General features: G+C 72.2%; 17 protein-coding genes. 3 read left to right on the forward strand and 14 right to left on the reverse strand.

Annotated elements, in window-relative coordinates; genetic code table 11:
* The first annotated feature begins 245 nt into the window (after positions 1–245).
* Both J2X36_RS02620 and J2X36_RS02625 read left to right on the forward strand, forming a co-directional pair.
* On the forward strand, positions 246–458 hold the full coding sequence (locus J2X36_RS02620) for a hypothetical protein (RefSeq protein WP_132254856.1): 213 nt from the start codon (positions 246–248) through the stop codon (positions 456–458).
* Positions 459–617: 159 nt separating this feature from the next.
* Positions 618–1,679, forward strand: coding sequence for a M23 family metallopeptidase (locus tag J2X36_RS02625; RefSeq protein ID WP_310345825.1), 1,062 nt, complete (start codon positions 618–620; stop codon positions 1,677–1,679).
* Positions 1,680–1,828: 149 nt separating this feature from the next.
* Here the strand turns inward: J2X36_RS02625 and J2X36_RS02630 are convergent, their stop codons facing one another.
* Both J2X36_RS02630 and J2X36_RS02635 read right to left on the reverse strand, forming a co-directional pair.
* Positions 1,829–2,320, reverse strand: coding sequence for a hypothetical protein (locus J2X36_RS02630; protein ID WP_310345828.1), 492 nt, complete (start codon positions 2,318–2,320; stop codon positions 1,829–1,831).
* A gap of 191 nt (positions 2,321–2,511) precedes the next feature.
* Complete coding sequence (locus J2X36_RS02635; protein WP_310345830.1) at positions 2,512–3,228, reverse strand: sensor histidine kinase; 717 nt, start codon at positions 3,226–3,228, stop codon at positions 2,512–2,514.
* A gap of 122 nt (positions 3,229–3,350) precedes the next feature.
* On the opposite strand from J2X36_RS02635, the gene J2X36_RS02640 reads away from it, so the two are divergent.
* Positions 3,351–3,752: a response regulator gene (locus J2X36_RS02640; RefSeq protein ID WP_310345833.1), complete on the forward strand. Its 402-nt coding sequence runs from the start codon at positions 3,351–3,353 to the stop codon at positions 3,750–3,752.
* A 3-nt stretch (positions 3,753–3,755) separates the two neighbouring features.
* Here the strand turns inward: J2X36_RS02640 and J2X36_RS02645 are convergent, their stop codons facing one another.
* The 12 genes from J2X36_RS02645 to J2X36_RS02700 all read right to left on the reverse strand — a co-directional run bounded on the left by J2X36_RS02645 (position 3,756) and on the right by J2X36_RS02700 (position 15,826).
* Complete coding sequence (locus tag J2X36_RS02645; RefSeq protein ID WP_310345835.1) at positions 3,756–4,634, reverse strand: DUF3108 domain-containing protein; 879 nt, start codon at positions 4,632–4,634, stop codon at positions 3,756–3,758.
* Between the two features lie 116 nt (positions 4,635–4,750).
* Positions 4,751–5,053, reverse strand: a complete 303-nt coding sequence (locus J2X36_RS02650; RefSeq protein WP_310345837.1) for a cytochrome C oxidase subunit IV family protein — start codon at positions 5,051–5,053, stop codon at positions 4,751–4,753.
* Positions 5,050–5,715 carry a cytochrome c oxidase subunit 3 gene (locus J2X36_RS02655; protein WP_310345840.1) on the reverse strand — a complete coding sequence of 222 codons (666 nt, stop codon included), beginning with the start codon at positions 5,713–5,715 and terminating at the stop codon, positions 5,050–5,052. The genes J2X36_RS02650 and J2X36_RS02655 overlap by 4 nt, the downstream gene beginning before the upstream one ends.
* The gene (gene ctaD, locus J2X36_RS02660; RefSeq protein ID WP_310345843.1) at positions 5,712–7,409 is read right to left on the reverse strand and encodes a cytochrome c oxidase subunit I; all 1,698 of its coding nucleotides are present in this window, start codon (positions 7,407–7,409) and stop codon (positions 5,712–5,714) included. The genes J2X36_RS02655 and ctaD overlap by 4 nt, the downstream gene beginning before the upstream one ends.
* Before the next feature lie 37 nt (positions 7,410–7,446).
* Positions 7,447–8,514 (reverse strand): cytochrome c oxidase subunit II, encoded by a 1,068-nt coding sequence (gene coxB / locus J2X36_RS02665; RefSeq protein WP_310345846.1) that lies wholly within the window; start codon positions 8,512–8,514, stop codon positions 7,447–7,449.
* On the reverse strand, positions 8,514–8,996 hold the full coding sequence (locus tag J2X36_RS02670) for a hypothetical protein (RefSeq protein WP_310345849.1): 483 nt from the start codon (positions 8,994–8,996) through the stop codon (positions 8,514–8,516). Before J2X36_RS02670 ends, coxB begins: the two co-directional genes overlap by 1 nt.
* Positions 8,989–9,951, reverse strand: coding sequence for a hypothetical protein (locus tag J2X36_RS02675; RefSeq protein ID WP_310345852.1), 963 nt, complete (start codon positions 9,949–9,951; stop codon positions 8,989–8,991). The genes J2X36_RS02670 and J2X36_RS02675 overlap by 8 nt, the downstream gene beginning before the upstream one ends.
* Entirely contained in the window at positions 9,948–10,490 is a 543-nt protein-coding gene (locus J2X36_RS02680; RefSeq protein ID WP_310345855.1) for a cytochrome c, read from the reverse strand. Before J2X36_RS02680 ends, J2X36_RS02675 begins: the two co-directional genes overlap by 4 nt.
* Positions 10,487–11,002: a DUF3341 domain-containing protein gene (locus J2X36_RS02685; RefSeq protein WP_310345858.1), complete on the reverse strand. Its 516-nt coding sequence runs from the start codon at positions 11,000–11,002 to the stop codon at positions 10,487–10,489. Before J2X36_RS02685 ends, J2X36_RS02680 begins: the two co-directional genes overlap by 4 nt.
* Positions 10,999–12,360, reverse strand: a complete 1,362-nt coding sequence (gene nrfD, locus J2X36_RS02690; RefSeq protein ID WP_310345862.1) for an NrfD/PsrC family molybdoenzyme membrane anchor subunit — start codon at positions 12,358–12,360, stop codon at positions 10,999–11,001. Before nrfD ends, J2X36_RS02685 begins: the two co-directional genes overlap by 4 nt.
* Positions 12,357–15,179, reverse strand: coding sequence for a 4Fe-4S dicluster domain-containing protein (locus J2X36_RS02695; protein ID WP_310345864.1), 2,823 nt, complete (start codon positions 15,177–15,179; stop codon positions 12,357–12,359). Before J2X36_RS02695 ends, nrfD begins: the two co-directional genes overlap by 4 nt.
* Positions 15,167–15,826 (reverse strand): cytochrome c3 family protein, encoded by a 660-nt coding sequence (locus J2X36_RS02700; protein ID WP_310345867.1) that lies wholly within the window; start codon positions 15,824–15,826, stop codon positions 15,167–15,169. The genes J2X36_RS02695 and J2X36_RS02700 overlap by 13 nt, the downstream gene beginning before the upstream one ends.
* Positions 15,827–15,920 lie beyond the last annotated feature (94 nt).

Genomic DNA, 15,920 nt, shown 5'->3' on the forward strand with positions numbered 1-15,920 from the left:
CGCACCGGCACCTACGCCACCATCGCGATCCCGGTGCGCGCCTCGCTGCCGCGCCCCGCCCCGATCCGCACCCAGCCCGCCCGCCGCTAGCGCGGGCACCCGTCGAACCCTCCGGGAGGATGCCATGCGACGCTCCCACGCCCTCCGCGCCAAGGCTCAGATCCTGCGCGAACTCGACCTCCGGCTCGCCGAGCGCAGCCGCGCCAACGCCGCCTCGGGGCGGCCCTGAACGACGGGAGGCCAGCATGGAGATCGAGGCCCTCGACCGCCCCGCCGACCTGAGGATCTGGCACGTCGCGCCGACCCCGGCCGCGGGCCGCCCGAAGCGCTTCGGCAGCCTGCGCGATGCCATCGCCGCTGCCGCCGAGAGCTTGTCCGCACCCGGCGTCGAGCCCTGGATCGTGACAGACGAGGGCGAGTTGCTCTCCCCGACTTGGATCCAGACCTACCTGAACTGAGCGCGGACGGGACGACCCGTCCGATGCCCGTCGCGCCGGAACCGCACGCTTCCTCCCCCTCCTCTCCCGTTGCCGAACCGCCCGGCCACGCTCGCGTTGATCCGTCGCCGGTCGTCTCGATGACGATGCCGCCGGTGCCGAACCCGCGCGGAGGCGGCCATGACGCGGGTGCGCACCGCCCTTCCCCCTTCTGATCTACCCCCCTTCCCTCTGCCTCTCTTCGTCCTGCCTGTCCTCGGCCTCGCTCTCTGGCCCTCCTCGGCCCGATCCGAGGACTTCCGGCTGCGCCTGCCGCTTGCCTGCGAGCCCGGCGTCACCTGCTTCGTCCAGCATTACGTCGACCGCGATCCCGGATCCGGCGCCCGCGACTACGCTTGCGGCAGCCGGACCTACGACGGCCACGACGGCACGGATTTCCGCCTGCCGACGCTGGCGCAGGAGGCCGGACCCGCCGGCACGGTGCTCGCCGCGGCAGCCGGGCGCGTGCTGCGAACCCGCGACGACGCGCCCGACGTCTCCGTCCGGGAGACCGGCCTTGGGGCGGTCGCGGGTGTCGAGTGCGGCAACGGCCTCGTGATCGGCCATGCCGGCGGCTACGAGACCCAGTACTGCCATCTCGCCCGCGGCAGCCTGACGGTTCGCCCCGGCGACACGGTCGAGGCCGGCCAGCGCCTCGGGCGGGTCGGGCTCTCGGGCGCGAGCGAGTTCCCGCATCTGCACCTCACCCTCCGCCGCGCCGGCCGCACGGTCGATCCGTTCGCGCCGGAGACTGGCTCCGGGGGCTGCAGCCCGGCGGCGGGGCCTTCGGCGGACAGCCTCTGGGAACCGGCGCTGCGCGAGGGACTCGCCTATCGGGCCGGCACGGTGCTCAATGCCGGCTTCTCCAGCGGCCCGGTCCGGATGGAGGTGATCGAGAGCGGAACGGTCGGGGCCGCCGGGCCGGCCGGGCCGGCGCTCGTCGCCTTCGTGCGCGCGATCGGTCTCGATGCGGGCGACGTTCAGAGCCTCGTGCTCAGCGGGCCGGACGGCCGCCCGATCGCGCAGAGCGAGGAGGCGCCGCTCGCGCGGCCGCGAGCGCAGTCTCTGGTCTTCGTCGGGCGCAAGCGTCCGGAGGCGGGCTTCCCGCCCGGGGTCTACACCGCCACCTTCCGCGTCCTGCGCGCCGGCAAACCCGCTCTCGCGCACAGCTTCAGTATGGAGCTGCCTGCCCTGAACCGATGAGCCCCGAAATGGGCGCGAGATACGGCTTACGGCTCAGCCCGCCGCGCGGCCGGAGCGATGCGCGGCGGGCTGGACGAGAGCGGCCGCGCGTCCCGGAGGAGGCGCGGCCGGCAGATGTCGGGACGAGCGACCCCGGAGGTCCGGTGGGATCAGAAGAACGCGACCTGCCCGTGCGGGTTGTCGCCCGTGACGTGGATGTCGTGCACGCCGCCGTCGCCGCTGTTGTAGCTCACGTGCCAGTCGGTGCCGCTGCCCGAGATGCCGTACTCGCCGACCTTGAGGTGATCGGCGTCGGCCCCGTACTTGTAGTTCCCCTCCAGGTAAATCTTGTCGGTCGCCCCGAAATCGTGGATCTGGTCGACGCCGGCGGTCTTGGCGTAGCCGGTGTCGCCCTTGCCGCCGTAGATCATGTCGCTGCCGGATCCGCCGTCGAGCCAGTCGTTGCCGGCCCCGCCCTCGATCCGGTCGTCGCCCGCCTCGCCGTAGATCCTGTCGTTGCCGGCGTCGCCGTAGAGCTTGTCGTTGCCGGCGTCGCCGCCCATGGCGTGAACGGTGTCGTTCCCGCCCTTGGCGTCGATCGTGTCCGCGTAGTCGGTGCCGTGGAGGTTCTCGCCGTTGTTGGTTCCGGTGATCGTAGCCATGGTCACCCCTTTCCGAGATCGCGTGTCGCGTCGTGCCGCCGACGAGAGCTGCCGCCGTCCGCGACAGCTCCGTTCTCCGCGGCTGAAGAGAGGGGCAACCGTTTCAGGGGCCGCCAACTCTGAAGCAGGTCACGGACGCGCTTCCGCCCGGTCCGGGCCTTCGCGGAGGCCCCCGGCGGCCTCCGCCCGCTTCAGGCGCGCGGCCCGGCCGCGATGCGCGCGGTGAGCGGCAGGTCGATCCGGCAGCGCACGCCCGGGGGCTCGAATTCGAGGGCGCATTCCGCCCTGAGCTCGTAGGGCAGCACGCGCTCGAACAGGGTCCGCCCGAAGCCCAGGCGCGCCGGGGCCGAGACCGGCGGCCCGCCGCGCTCCGTCCAGTCGATGACGAGACGGGGCTCGGGACCCTCGATCCGGTGCCAGGAGACGGTGATACGGCCTTCCGGGCTCATCAACGCCCCGAACTTCACCGTATTGGTCGCGAGTTCGTTGAAGGCGAGGCCGAGGGTGCCCGCCGCCCGCGCCTGCAACAGGATCTGCGGACCGGAGATCTGCACCTGCTCCCCCTCCTTGGCGTGGAAGGAGAGCAGCTCGTCCGAGACCAGGGAGTGCAGATCGAGGCGCAAGTGCGGATCGACGGCCATGGCGCCGTGGACCCGGCCGAGGGCGCTCAGACGCCCGTCGAGGTGCATCGCGTAATCCTCGACGCTCTCGCTCGTCTCGGCCGAGCGGCGCGCCACCGAGCGCACCACCGCGAGCATGTTGTGCAACTGGTGCTGAAGTTCGGCGCAGCGCCACTCGGCCTCGGCCAGCCGGGTCTCGGCCGCCTCGGCTCTGGCATTCGCCCGGTCCAGGCTCAGGCGCAGATGCGCGTCCTCGGAGTCCAGCGCTGCCTCCCTGACCTGACCCATCCCACGCCTGCGCGGCCGGCTGCGCCTCGTTCCCTTGCCGACGGTCGTCGCGGACATAGCTACGACCTTCCCGAGGCTAATGCACGCTCTCATTGTGAGGTTCGCGTACCGAGGAGTGCCCGATGCCCGTGTCCCCCGGCTCCGGAGATCTGGCGCGCTGCCGCGTGCTCGTGGTCGAGGACGAGTACTTCCTGGCCGACGACGTGGCGCGGGCGCTCTCTGCCCACGGCGCGGAGGTGATCGGTCCCGTGGGGACCCTGTCCGAGGCGGAGAACCTCGCCCGCTCGCGGCCCCTCGACGCGGCGCTTCTCGACATCAACCTGCGGGGTGAGATGAGCTATCCCGTCGCCGACATCCTGCGGGAGCGCAACGTGTCGGTGGTGTTCACGACGGGCTACGGCGAGGCGCTGATCCCGCCCTTCTACGCCGACGCTCCCGTCTGGCAGAAGCCGGCCGCGATCGACCGCTGCCTGCCCGACCTCGTCACGCTCCTGCGCGGGGCGCGGCAGGCCGGGGAGGCCTGATCCCTACCGGACTCGCGGCAGGCTCACGCGGACCGACGTCCGCCCGGCCTCCGCGGATGCGCTCCGCGCAGTCTTGTCCCGCCCCCAGGCCGTCGCGTCGATTCGCACCTCTCCCCAGCCCGTGGCGACGCTGATCGACAGAGGCAGGAGGAGGCCGCCGCCCGGGATCGGCGCGAGGCGCACGCGCATCTCGTCGTTCTCGGCCATGCGGCGGACGGTCGGGCCGTTCGCCCGGTGACCGGCGATCGGCACCCAGCGGATCCGGCACTCGAGCGCGGGTCCGCGATAGGGCCCCTCCGTCACCTCGGCCAGCGCACCCCGCGACAGGACGAGGTCGGCCCGCGTGGCCCCGTCGAAGACCGGGATCCGCCGCTCGCAGAGGGCGGGATCGAGCGGCGCGGAGCCGGCGGGCACGGCGAGCGCGCTCAGCGGATCGACGATCCCCGTCCGGTCCTTCGGCGCGAGCGGGACCCGGTCCGGCCGCGGTGTCGGCTCCGGCTCGAGCGACAGGCTCGTCACCGCGCCGCGCGAGAGGCGCATCGCGACCCGGATCGGCTTGCCGGCATACCGGCTCTCGACCGAGAAATCGGCCGGCACGGCGCCTCCCGGCCCGAGCCGTCCGGAGGCGCGCGCCCGGCCCGTGCCGTCGACGAAGAAGCCGACAAGACCCTGGAGGGAGGCCGTCAGGTCGAGGCCATAGCCTCCGGCTTCGGGACCCTTGTCGAGGGTGAGCGTCGCCTGCCCGACCGGCAGGCCGAGGAAGCGCAGGCCGTAGGTGGCGCTGAAGCGCTCGGGCGCGGGTTCGGACCGGGCTGGGCCCGGCAGCGCCGCGAGCGACAGCGCGGCCACGATCAGGGCGGCCGGGCCGAGGGCTGGCGTCATCGGGGAGCGGCGCTCCCGGTTGCGTACGGCATGGCCTCGTTCGTCCTGCGGTCGGCGCCCCGATGCCGATCCTAGAGCACTTTGCGCCGAAGTGGTGGCGGGTCCCGCCCATCCTGTCAGGCGTTGGCGAGGCGGCTCAGGACGTCGGCAAGGGTGAGCGTGAACAGGATCATGAGCCAGAACAGGCCCGCGGCCGCGGTCAGGCGCACCAGCGGCCCCGCTTCGTCGAGGCGCATGAACAGCACGGCGACGAGCGCGGCCTGCATCGCCGCGAGCCCGAGATTGACCGCAACCGTCCACGTGCCGAGCGGTTCGTAGGCGGCGATCAGGCTGAGCGCGAGGAGCGCGATCAGGCCGGCCCAGACCGGCAGCGCGCTGCGCCAGAGCCGGGCGGTGGAGGGGGGCCGGCCCGCGCTCATCCCGAGCGTCCGGGCAGGTAGAGCAGAGGGAAGAGAACGATCCACACGATGTCGACGAGGCCCCAGTAGAGCAGGCCCACCTCGACCTGCGGGTTTCCCGGCAGGAATTCGGGATCGCGCCACCCCTTCCAGAGCAGCCGCGCCAGAAGCCCGATCCCGATCGAGAGATGGATGCCGTGGAGTCCGGTGGCGAACCAGTAGAGGGCGAAGAAGAGTTGCGCGCCCGGCTCATGCAGCGGGAAGGAGTCGCCGGGGACCAGATGCTTGCCGAGATCCTCCCCGTATTCGAGGCCCTTGACCGCCAGGAAGGCGAGGCCGAGCGCCGCGGTGGCAGCCAGGCACCCGAGCGTCGTGCGCCTCAGATCCCGATGATCGGCGCTCTTCGAGGCGACCGCCGCGCAGAGGGCGCTCGTCAGCAGGATCGCGCTGTTGAGCGTGCCGTAGACGATGTTGGTTTCCCGTCCGGCGGCGGCGAAGGCGGCCGCGTGCTCCAGGCGCATCACGGCGTAGGCGAGGAAGATCGCCCCGAAGAACAGCACCTCGCTCGCGAGGAAGATCCAGATCCCGAAGGTCGCCCCCGCGCGCTGGCGGGCGAGCGCGCGCTCATCGGAGAGGCCCAGCCCGTCCCAGGGCTCGCGCAGGAGCTTCTCGGCGCCGCTCACGTCAGCGAACCCTGCGCCGGGATGCGGGGCTGGTCCTTGATCGGCGGGGCGCCCTCCGGGTGGTAATTGTAGGGCATGGCGAGCACCTCGGGCTTTCCGAGGAAGTTCTCGCGCGGTGGCGGCGAGGTCGTGCGCCACTCGAGGCCCGAGGCGTTCCACGGGTCGTTGCGGGCCCGCTCCCCGAAGAAGACCGACCAGGTCAGGTAGCCGAGCGGCATCAGGTAGGCGGCTGCGAGCACCGCGGCGCCCGAGGAGGAGAGCACGTTCCAGACCTGAAATTCGGGCGGGTAGACGTGGTAGCGCCGCGGCATGCCGAGGTAGCCCGCGATGAATTGCGGGAAGAAGGTCAGGTTGAAGCCGAAGAACATCAGGATCGCGGCGAACTTCGCCCAGGTCTCCGGGTACATCCGCCCCGTCACCTTCGGCCACCAGAAATGCAGGCCGGCGAAATAGGCCGACACCGAGGCGCCGACCATGATGTAGTGGAAATGCGCGACGACGAAGTAGGTGTCCTGCACATGGACGTCGATCGGGATCGAGGCGAGGAACAGGCCCGTCAGCCCGCCGACCGTGAACAGGCCGACGAAGCCGAGGGCGTAGAGCATCGGTGATTCGAAGCCGATCTGGCCGCGGTAGAGCGTGGCGGTCCAGTTGAAGACCTTGATGGCGGACGGCACCGCCACGATGAAGGACAGGAACGAGAAGACGAGCGCCGCGAAGGGCGACATGCCCGAGGTGAACATGTGGTGGCCCCAGGTGAAGAAGCCGATCACCGCGATCGCCACCAGCGCGTAGACCATGAAGGTGTAGCCGAAGATCCGCCGCCGCGCGAAGCAGGTGATCACCTCCGAGATCACGCCCATCGCGGGCAGGATCATGATGTAGACCGCCGGGTGCGAGTAGAACCAGAACAGGTGCTGGAACAGGATCGGGTCGCCGCCGCGCGCCGGATCGAAGATCGGCAGGCCGAACAGGCGCTCGGCGAGGACGAGAAGCAGCGTCACCGCCAGGACCGGGGTCGCGAGCACGAAGATCAGGCTCGTCGTGTACATCGCCCACACGAAGAGCGGCAGCTTGAACCAGGTCATGCCGGGCGCCCGCAGGGTGTGGGTCGTGGCGATGAAGTTGACGCCCGTGGCGATCGTCGAGAAGCCCGAGACGAACACGCCGAGCACGCCCAGCGAGACGGCCGTGTTCGAGAACACGGTCGAGTAGGGCACGTAGAAGGTCCAGCCCGTGTCGATGCCGCCCGCCAGCATGGCCGATGCGGTGAGGATCCCGCCGGCGATGTTGAGGTACCAGCTCGCGAGGTTGAGCTTGGGGAAGGCCATGTCCCGCGCGCCGATCATCAGCGGCAGCAGGAAGTTGCCGAGCGTGGTCGGGATCGACGGGATCAGGAAGAACCACACCATGACCACGCCGTGCAGCGTGAAGAGCTTGTTGTAGGTGTCAGCCCCGACGACGTCGGCCTTCGGCGTGAACAGCTCCAGGCGCACGATCGTCGCGGCCGCACCCCCGATGAAGAAGAACAGCGTGATCGAGATCGCGTAGAGGATCGCGATCCGCTTGTGGTCGGTGGAGGTGAGCCAGGATCTGAGCGTGTAGCCGGCCGCGAGGTAGCTCTCCGGCAGGCCGAGGGCGAGCTCTCCCCGGTCGGCCAGGGCGGTGGGACTCTCGGCGACGTCCGCTGTCATGGGGTCACGTCCTGGCTCTCGTCCTGTCTCGGGTGGCTCAACGCCGGGTCGGGGGGCCGGCCGGCGTCGGCGTGTCGGCGACGGGCGCGCCCGGCACCATGGCCGGGCTGCGCTCCTTGGGGCCTCCGGGGACCCGGGAGGAGAGGGGCGGTTCGCCCAGCCTGCGGCTCGCTCGCGGCCCCGACCCGAGGGCGCGGATATAGGCCGTCAGCTCCTGGATCTCTCCGTCGGAGAGGAGGCCGGCGTAGCTCGGCATGATCGGCTCGTAGCCGGCCACCACGTCCCGCTTCGGCTGCAGGATCGAGTCGCGGATGTAGGCGCCGTCGGCGGTCACGGTGCGCCCGCCGGCGAGCTGCACTTCGCGGCCCCAGATGCCCGCGAGGTCGGGCGCGTGCACGGCCGAGCCCGGCGCGTGGCAGCCGGCGCAGCCGCGCGCCGTGAAGAGCCGCTCGCCCTGGTGCGCGAGGTCGTCCCCCTCGGGCTGCGCCGAGAGCCAGCGGGCGTAATCCTCCGGTTCCAGGACGATGATGCGGCCGAGCATGCGGGCGTGGTCGGTGCCGCAATATTCGGTGCAGAGCAGGTGGAAGGTGCCGGTCTTGGTGGCCTTGAACCACGTCTCCGTCTGCTGGTCGGGCAGGGCGTCGCGCTTCAGCCGGAAGGCGGGCACGTAGAAGGAGTGGATCACGTCCTGCGAGGTCAGGATGAGGCGCACCGGCGCGCCGACCGGCACGTGCAGCTCGTTGATCTCGCGGGCGCCGTTCGAACTCTGGGTCTTCCACATCCACTGCTTGGCGACGACGTGGACCTCGATCGCGTCCTTCGGCGCGACGAAGGCTCCGATCTCGGCCGAGGCCGCCCACCAGAAGATGAAGACGAACACGAACAGCGTCGCGACCGTCCAGCCGATCTCGAACTCGCGCGAGACGAGGCTCGGCAATTCGTCCCGGTTCGCCTTCGAGCCGCGGCGGAAGCGGATCGAGAAGGTGACGAGGAGGCCCACGACGAGGAGCACGATGAAGGCCGAGATCGCGGTCAGCCCGAGGAAGATCGCGTCGACGCGCGGCGCCTGGACCGAGGCCTGCTCCGGCATGAGCCAGGAGAACATCAGCGGTCCCCTCCGCCAGCAGGCGGTTCGGACGCGGCCCGCGCGCCGCCGCGGCTGCCGGGCACGGGCGTCACCTCGGGCTGCACGGGCGCGGCGTAGGCGGCCTCGCCCTTCTCCGCCAGGATCCGCATCGCCTCGCTGACCGGGATGCGGGCGATGCCCCGCCCCCGATCGACCCAGCCGTAGCCTTCGAGGCGCGCTCGCTCCTCCGCCAGCATCCGCGCGAGATCGCGCGCCGGGCTCGACTGGAGGCGCGGCTCGGGGAAGTCGCGCGGGGCCTGCTGGAGCGGACCCTTGATCTCGGTCCGGTAGTAGAGATGGAGGCCGCCGAGCGTCGCCGCCGTGAAGGCCACGATGCAGGCGCCGGTGATCAGGATCGGGCGGATGGCGATGGTGCCCGGCGCCGCGGTGCCGGGCGGGGCGTGCCCGACCACGTCGTCGTGGACCCCGGTGTGGAGCTGTCCCCGCGCCGCCTCAGGCATGGCGCGCCCTCCCCGCTTCGCGGCGCCGGAGCATCCGCAGGAAGGCGGCGGAGGCGATGGCCAGGAGGGCGAGGCACGCCAGGCCCATGGCCGCCGCGAGGCCCGCGCCGGCGCCGTAGGCCGGCAGGACGTACCAGGCGAGGTGCAGCGCGAGCCCCACGAGGACGAGGAGGCCGACGACGCGCAACGTCGCCGCGCTCCGCCGCACGGCCGAGAACAGCAGCATCCCGAAGGGGATCAGCCCGCCGATGAGGAGCGCCGCGGCGAGCACCGCGCCCCAGGCGCCCTCCCCCCGCTTCAGGTACCACGCGGCCTTCGGCGGCAGGTCGCCGTACCACGCCACGATGTAGGACATCAGGGCCATGTAGAGGACGCCGAGGAGGCTCGCGAGGATGAGGCCGGCGAGATCCGAGGCGCCCCGCTCGCCGAGGCCCGGCGGGCTGAGGATCGCCGCCCAGGCGAGCGCCGCGAGAATCTGGTGCAGCGCGATCTCCGACGCGAAGGCGGAGGAATTGAAGCCCGGCTCGACGGAGAGGATCCAGTCGACGGCCACCAGGCTGATCGTCAGCCCGTAGAAGGCGAGGCCGAGGCCGGCCGCGAGCTTGCCGCAGCGGCCGGTCAGCCAGAGGAGGGCCAGCAGCGACCATCCCGCGAGGGCCACGCCCGCCCGCAGGAGGAACAGGGCCGGGTCGAGGTAGAGCCGCATCACGTCGGCCTTCGCCGCCCCCTCCCCCGTCGCCCAGGGGTAGTCCGCGGGCAGGCCCGAGGCCACGCCGAGGAAGGCGAGGGCCGCGAGCGGCACCACAGCGGTCGCGGGCCGCAGGGCGGGGGCCAGGATCTCGCCCCAGCGCCCGCCCGTCACGACGTGGATCAGGACGAGCACGAGGCTGCCGACGGGAATCGCGCTCCAGGCGATCCAGGCGACGAGCCAGCCGCGGGCGAGGGCCTCCGTCACGGCAGCGTCTCCGCGAGGCCCGGGATCTCGGCGACGCGGGCGCCCTGTGCGAGCTGGAGCGCACGGATATAGGCGGCGATGGCCCAGCGGTCGCGCGGCGCGACGCGGGCGGCGTAGGGATACATCGCGCCGTAGCCCCTGGTGATGACGTCGACGACGTAGCGGGCAGGCGCGGCGCGCAGGCGCTCCTCGTGGAAGGAGGGGGGCGCCGGGAAGCCCCGCCGCACGATCATGCCGTCGCCGTGGCCCGTCAGCCCGTGGCAGGGCGTGCAGATCGCCTCGTAGCGCTGCCGGCCCCGCTGCAGCAGGGCGGCATCGACGGCGGGTGGATCGCGAAGCGCCGCCTCCCGGTCGAGCGCGCCGATCGCGACCGCGCCGTCGGGGGGTGTGCGAGCCTCGGCGCCGTCGGGGAAGAGCGCGGCCCGGCCGTAGACCTCGTAGCGCTTCTGCTGGCGCATCGAGAGGTCGTCGCAGGCGGCGAGGCCGAGGGCGAGGCCGGCCGCGAGGGCGAGGCGTATCGGGGGAGCGGGCGCCCTCATGCGTGCACCTCCGACACGAGGCGCGCGCCCGCCTCCTCCAGGGTCCGGCGCAGCGGGTCCGGTTCGCCGTGCGGGGCGACGAGGAGGAAGAAGCGGTCCTGGCTGGCGCGCTCGAAGCGGGGCATGGCGAAGAGCGGGTGATGGAGGCGCGGCAGGCCGCAGGCCCGGAGCATCGCGGCCAATCCCGCGATCGCGGCGCAGAGCACGCCCACCTCGAAGGGCACAAGCAGGAAGACCGGCCAGGAATGGAGCGGGCGCCCGCCCGAGTTCAGCGGGTAGGCGTGGACCGCGCTGTACCATTGCAGGGCGTACATCGCGGCCGCCGACCCGAAACCGGCGAGGGCCATGATCGGCCGCACCGGCAGGCGGGGCGGGTCGAAGGCGGCCGAGAGTTCCTCGATCGCGAAGGGCGTGAAGGCGTCGAGGGCCCGGTGCCCGTCGGCGCGGGCAAGCCGCAGGGCGCGGACCAGCGCCTCCGGCGTCTCGAATTCGGCGAGCAGGGGCCGGCTCATGCGGCGCCCTCCGCATGGCTGACCTGACGGACCTCGTGCATCGAGACGATGGGCAGGAGGCGCACCAGCACCAGGAAGCCGAGCCCGAACAGGCCGAGCGGCCCGAACAGGATGACGAGGTCGTAGAGGCTGACGTGGTAGGTCCGCCACAGGCTGATCGCGTAGCCGTGCGAGAGCGTGTTCCAGACGATCAGGATGCGCTCCAGCCACATCCCGACATTGATCAGGATCGCGATGGCCGCGAGCAGCCACAGGTTACCCCGCACCGACCGGAACCAGAGCGCCTGCGGCACGAGGCAGTTGCAGGCCAGAAGAGCCGCGTAGAGCCAGCGGTAATCGCCCGTGAAGAAATAGCCGACGACCGTACGATCGGCGTGCTCGCCGCCGTACCAAGCCATGAACCACTCGGTGGCGTAGGAGAAGGTCATCACGGTGCTGGCAAAGAGCATCACCTTCGCCATCGCGTCGAAATGCGCGGGCGTGATCATCGCCCGAAGGTCGAGGCCCCAGCGGATGATGATCGCGAGCACCACCACCATGGCGAAGCCCGAATACATGGCGCCCACGACGAAATAGGGCGGGAACAGGCTCTCCTGCCAGCCGGGCATCAGGCTCGCTGCGAAGTCGAGGCCGACGATCGAGTGGACCGAGCAGACGAGCGGCACGGCGAGCGCCGCCATGGTCTTGTGGAAGGTCTCGAAGACCTGCCAGTGCCGGGCGGAGTTGCGCCAGCCGAGCGCCAGCGCCCCGTAGACCATCCGGCCGGCCTGCGTCTCGGCCCGGTCGCGCAGGGTGGCGAGGTCGGGCAGGAGGCCGGTGAACCAGAAGATCCCCGAGAACAGGAGGTAGCTGAGGATCGCCCAGAAATCCCAGACGAGGGCCGAGCGCCATTGCGGCCAGAGGTCCATCGTGTTCGGGTAGGGGGCGAGCCAGTAGGCGTAGAGCGGCCGGCCGAGATGGATGATCGGGAACAGGCCGGCGATCGCGGCCGCGAGCAGGGTCATCGCCTCGGCGAAGCGGTTGATCGAGGCGCGCCAGCGCTGGCGGGTCAGGAGCAGCATCGAGGAGATCAGCGTGCCGGCGTTGCCGATGCCGATCCACCAGACGTAGTTGGCGATCGAGACGCCCCAGACGACGGTGGTGTTGACCCCCGACAGGCCGATCCCGACCGTGAGCACCGCGCCGATCGCGATCAAGGTGATCACCGCCAGAGGCAGGGCGACGATGATCGCGATCATCCAGGCCCGGCCGAGACCGCGCTTCTGGATCGGGTCGGCGACCGCCGCCGTGATCGCGCCGTAGCCGAGGCTGTCGGCGTCGATCCAGGCATGGGCCTGCGCGTGCGGCCGGGCGCTCACGAGCGGTCCTCCGCGAGGTCCGGGTTCGGCGCGCGCAGGTCGGCGAGGTAGGTGGTGCGGGGCCGCGTGTTGAGGTCCTCCAGGAGCGCGTAGTGGCGCGGATCCCGGCGGAGCGCGGCGACCCCGTCGTCGGCCCGGTTGAGGTCGCCGAAGCGGATCGCCCGCGTCGGGCAGGCGGATTGGCAGGCGGTCGAGACCGCGCCCATCGGCCGGCCGTCGCGCTCGGCCGCCTGCCGCTCCGTCGCGATCCGCTGCACGCAGTAGGTGCATTTCTCCATGACGCCGCGGGCGCGCACCGTGACGTTGGGGTTGCGCTGCGCCCGCACCGGCTCAGCGCCGAGATGGGCGTATTCCTGGCCGTCGGCGTAGCCGAAGAAGTTGAAGCGGCGGACCTTGTAGGGACAATTCGCCTGGCAGAAGCGGGTCCCGACGCACCGGTTGTAGACTTGGAGATTCAGACCCTCGCCGTCATGCACCGAGGCGGCGACGGGGCAGACGGGCTCGCAGGGGGCGTGCTCGCAATGCATGCAGGGCACGGGCTGGAAGCCCGCCCTCGGCGCCTCCGGGGTGCCGGAATCGTAGAGGTCGACCCGCAGCCAGTGCATCATGCGGCCGCGGGCGATCTCCTCGGGACCCACCACCGGCACGTTGTTCTCGGACTGGCAGGCCACCACGCAGGCATTGCAGCCGATGCAGGCCGCCGTGTCGATCACCATGCCCCAGGCATGCCCGTCCGCGTCCCCCTGCCAGGGGGCGAGCAGGCTCGGCTGGTCGGCGCCGATCCCCTTCGGCTCGGCCCGCGCCAGCTCGGCGAGGTCGATCTGCCGGAAGAGCTTGCGCGTCTCGCCCTCGATCCGGACGTCGTTCTGGGTGCGCAGCACCTCCGCCCGCCGCCCGGCCGGGACCATCTCGACGCCTGTCGCGAGCCAGGGCGAGGCCGCCGTGACGAGGGGGTAGGCGTTCGCGCCGATCCCGTCGCCGATGGCGCCCGCGCGCTCCCGTCCGTAGCCGAGGGTGAGGGCGCCGACACCCTCCGCGACGCCGGACTCGATCGCGACCGTCACCTCGACCGCGCGGCCGCCCGCGGAGAGGCGGACCACGTCGCCGGCGCTCACGCCGCGCCGGGCCGCCTCCCCCCGCGAGAGCGCCAGCGCGTTGCCCCAGACCTGCTTCGAGACCGGCTTCGGGCATTCCTGAAGCCACGCATTGTTGGCGGGGCGCCCGTCCCAGAGACACGGGTCCGGACGGATCTCGACCGCGAAGCCCGCGGCCGGTGCCGCCGGCAGGTCGGGAAGGCGCGGCTCGGGCGCCGCAGCCGGGATAGCCGCGGTGCCGGCCACGATCCCGTCGTGCAGGCAGCGGCGCCAGCGGGTCTCGAAATCCCCGCCCTCCCCCGAGGCCGCCTGCCAGGCCGCTCGCCAGGTTTGTCGCACGAGGTCGTGGCCCGAGGCGGCCTCCTCGCCGCCGAGGAGCGCCAGCACCTCGTGCACGGAGCGCCCGCCGTAGAGCGGCCGGACCAGCGGCTGGACGAGGCTCGCCGTGCCGTCGGTGGCGCGCAGATCCGACCAGCTCTCGAGGGCGTGGGTGAGAGGCAGGTGCCAGTGCGTGGCCCCCGCCGTCTCGTCGCCGTGCAGGCCCGCATGGACGCTGAAGCGCGCCCGTTCGAGCCGCCGCCCGATCTCCAGATCGGCCGGCGCGGTGAGCACCGGGTTGGCGTCGAGGATGACGAGGGCCTCGACCGTGCCGGCATCCAGGGCCGCACAGAGGCCCGCGAGGTCCGAGGGCGGCGCGTCGGCCCCGTCCGGCGGGGCGATGAGATCGACCGGCGCCCTCAGGCGCCCGTTGATCCAGTGCGCGAGGGCGTGAAGCTCGGGCGGCAGGGCGGGACCCGCCAGCACCAGGGCGCGGCCCGGATGGGCCTTGAGGTCCGCGGCGGCCGCCTCGGCGAAGCGGAGCGCCTCCGCGCCGAGACCCGGCGCGGGCAGGCCAGCGCCGAGGCCGTTCGCCGCCTGGACGAGGAGGCCCGCCCAGTCGCGCGGGTGGAGGGCCCGGCGATGGTCGGCCTTGATGCCGGTGAGCGTCGGGGCGGCCTCCGCGACGTAGAGCCGGCCGAACCGGGCGGGGTCGCGGCGGCGCTCGGCAAAGGCCGCGGCGAACCGGATCTGGTCGGGTCCCGGCCCGAGCGGGTCGGCGCCGACGCAGAGGATGGCCTCGGCGCGGTCGAGATGCGGCAGCGCCCGGAGCGGGCGCCCGAAGGCGAGGTCCGCGCCGCGGGCGGCGGACGCCTCGTCGACCGGCTCGTGGACGTGCCAGACCGCCTCCGGCAGCGCGGCGCGCAGGCCAGCGATCTGGCGCGCCAGGGTCGGCGAGGTGACGCGGCCGGTCAGCAGATGGAGGCCGCGCCCGCCCTGCCCCCGGACCTTCGCGAGCGGGGCGCGCCAGGCCCGCACGAACATCTCCCAGGAGGCGATGCCGTTCACCCGCTCGGTGACGGTTCGGGAGCGGTCCGGATCGTAGAGGTCCAGGATCGCGGCCTCGGCGAACACGTCCGTCGCGCCGCGGCTTGCCGGATGGAGCGGGTTGCCCTCGATCTTGATCGGCCGCCCGTCGACGGCGATGGCCTGCACGCCCCGGCCCCAGCCGCTCAGGGGCAGCGTCGTCGCGTAGCGCAGGGGCACGCCCGGCAGGAGCTCCTCCGGCGCGCGGACGTAGGGAACGATCTCCTCGGAGGGCTTGGCGCAGGCGCCGAGGGCCAGCGTCAGGCCGGAGCCGAGAAGGCGGAGCGCCTCGCGGCGGGAGGGGGAGCTCAGCGGTGGCATATCGAGCACTCGCTGAGCCGCTCGGGCGAGCGGATGTGGCGTTCCTCCGCGAGGCGCCGGCCCACCCTCTCTTGGTCTGCGGGCGCCTGCCAGCCGACGTCGAACACCGCCTCGTGCGGGCGCAGGTGCGGAGCCGGGTCGCGGTGGCAATCGAGGCACCAGCCCATGGTGAGCGGCGCGGCCTGATAGACGAGCTTCATCGTCTGGATCGGCCCGTGGCAGGTGGTGCAGCCGACGCCCTTGGCCACGTGGACGGAGTGGTTGAAGTAGACATAGGCCGGCAGGGTGTGCACCCGGCGCCAGACGAGGGGCCGTTCCTCCGCGAGGCTGGTGCGGACCGGGGCGAGCATCGGCGCGTTGGTCCAGATCTGCGAGTGGCAGCTCATGCAGGTCTCGGTCGGGGGAATTCCGGCGAAGGCCGCGGTCTCGACCGAGGTGTGGCAGTAGCGGCAATCGATCCCGAGGCCGCCGACATGGTGCTCGTGGCTGAAGGGCACGGGCTGCTCGCGGGTGACGTTCTGGGCGGTCGCGTAGGGTGAGCGCCACAGGGTATAGGCGAGCCCGACGGCCAAGACCGGCACGACCGCCATCGAGGCGAGCACGACGCGGGCGACCGAGTCGGCGCCCGGACGAAAAATCTGCACCATGCCCCGCGGGCACCCTCTACGCCGGCCCTGACTATCTCAGCTTAAGCGTGCAGAGCCGGCAGCAGTTCAATCACAGATCAGAAATCCTCGGCCC

The organism is Methylobacterium sp. BE186 (assembly GCF_031457035.1).
Classification (GTDB): Bacteria; Pseudomonadota; Alphaproteobacteria; order Rhizobiales; family Beijerinckiaceae; genus Methylobacterium; species Methylobacterium segetis.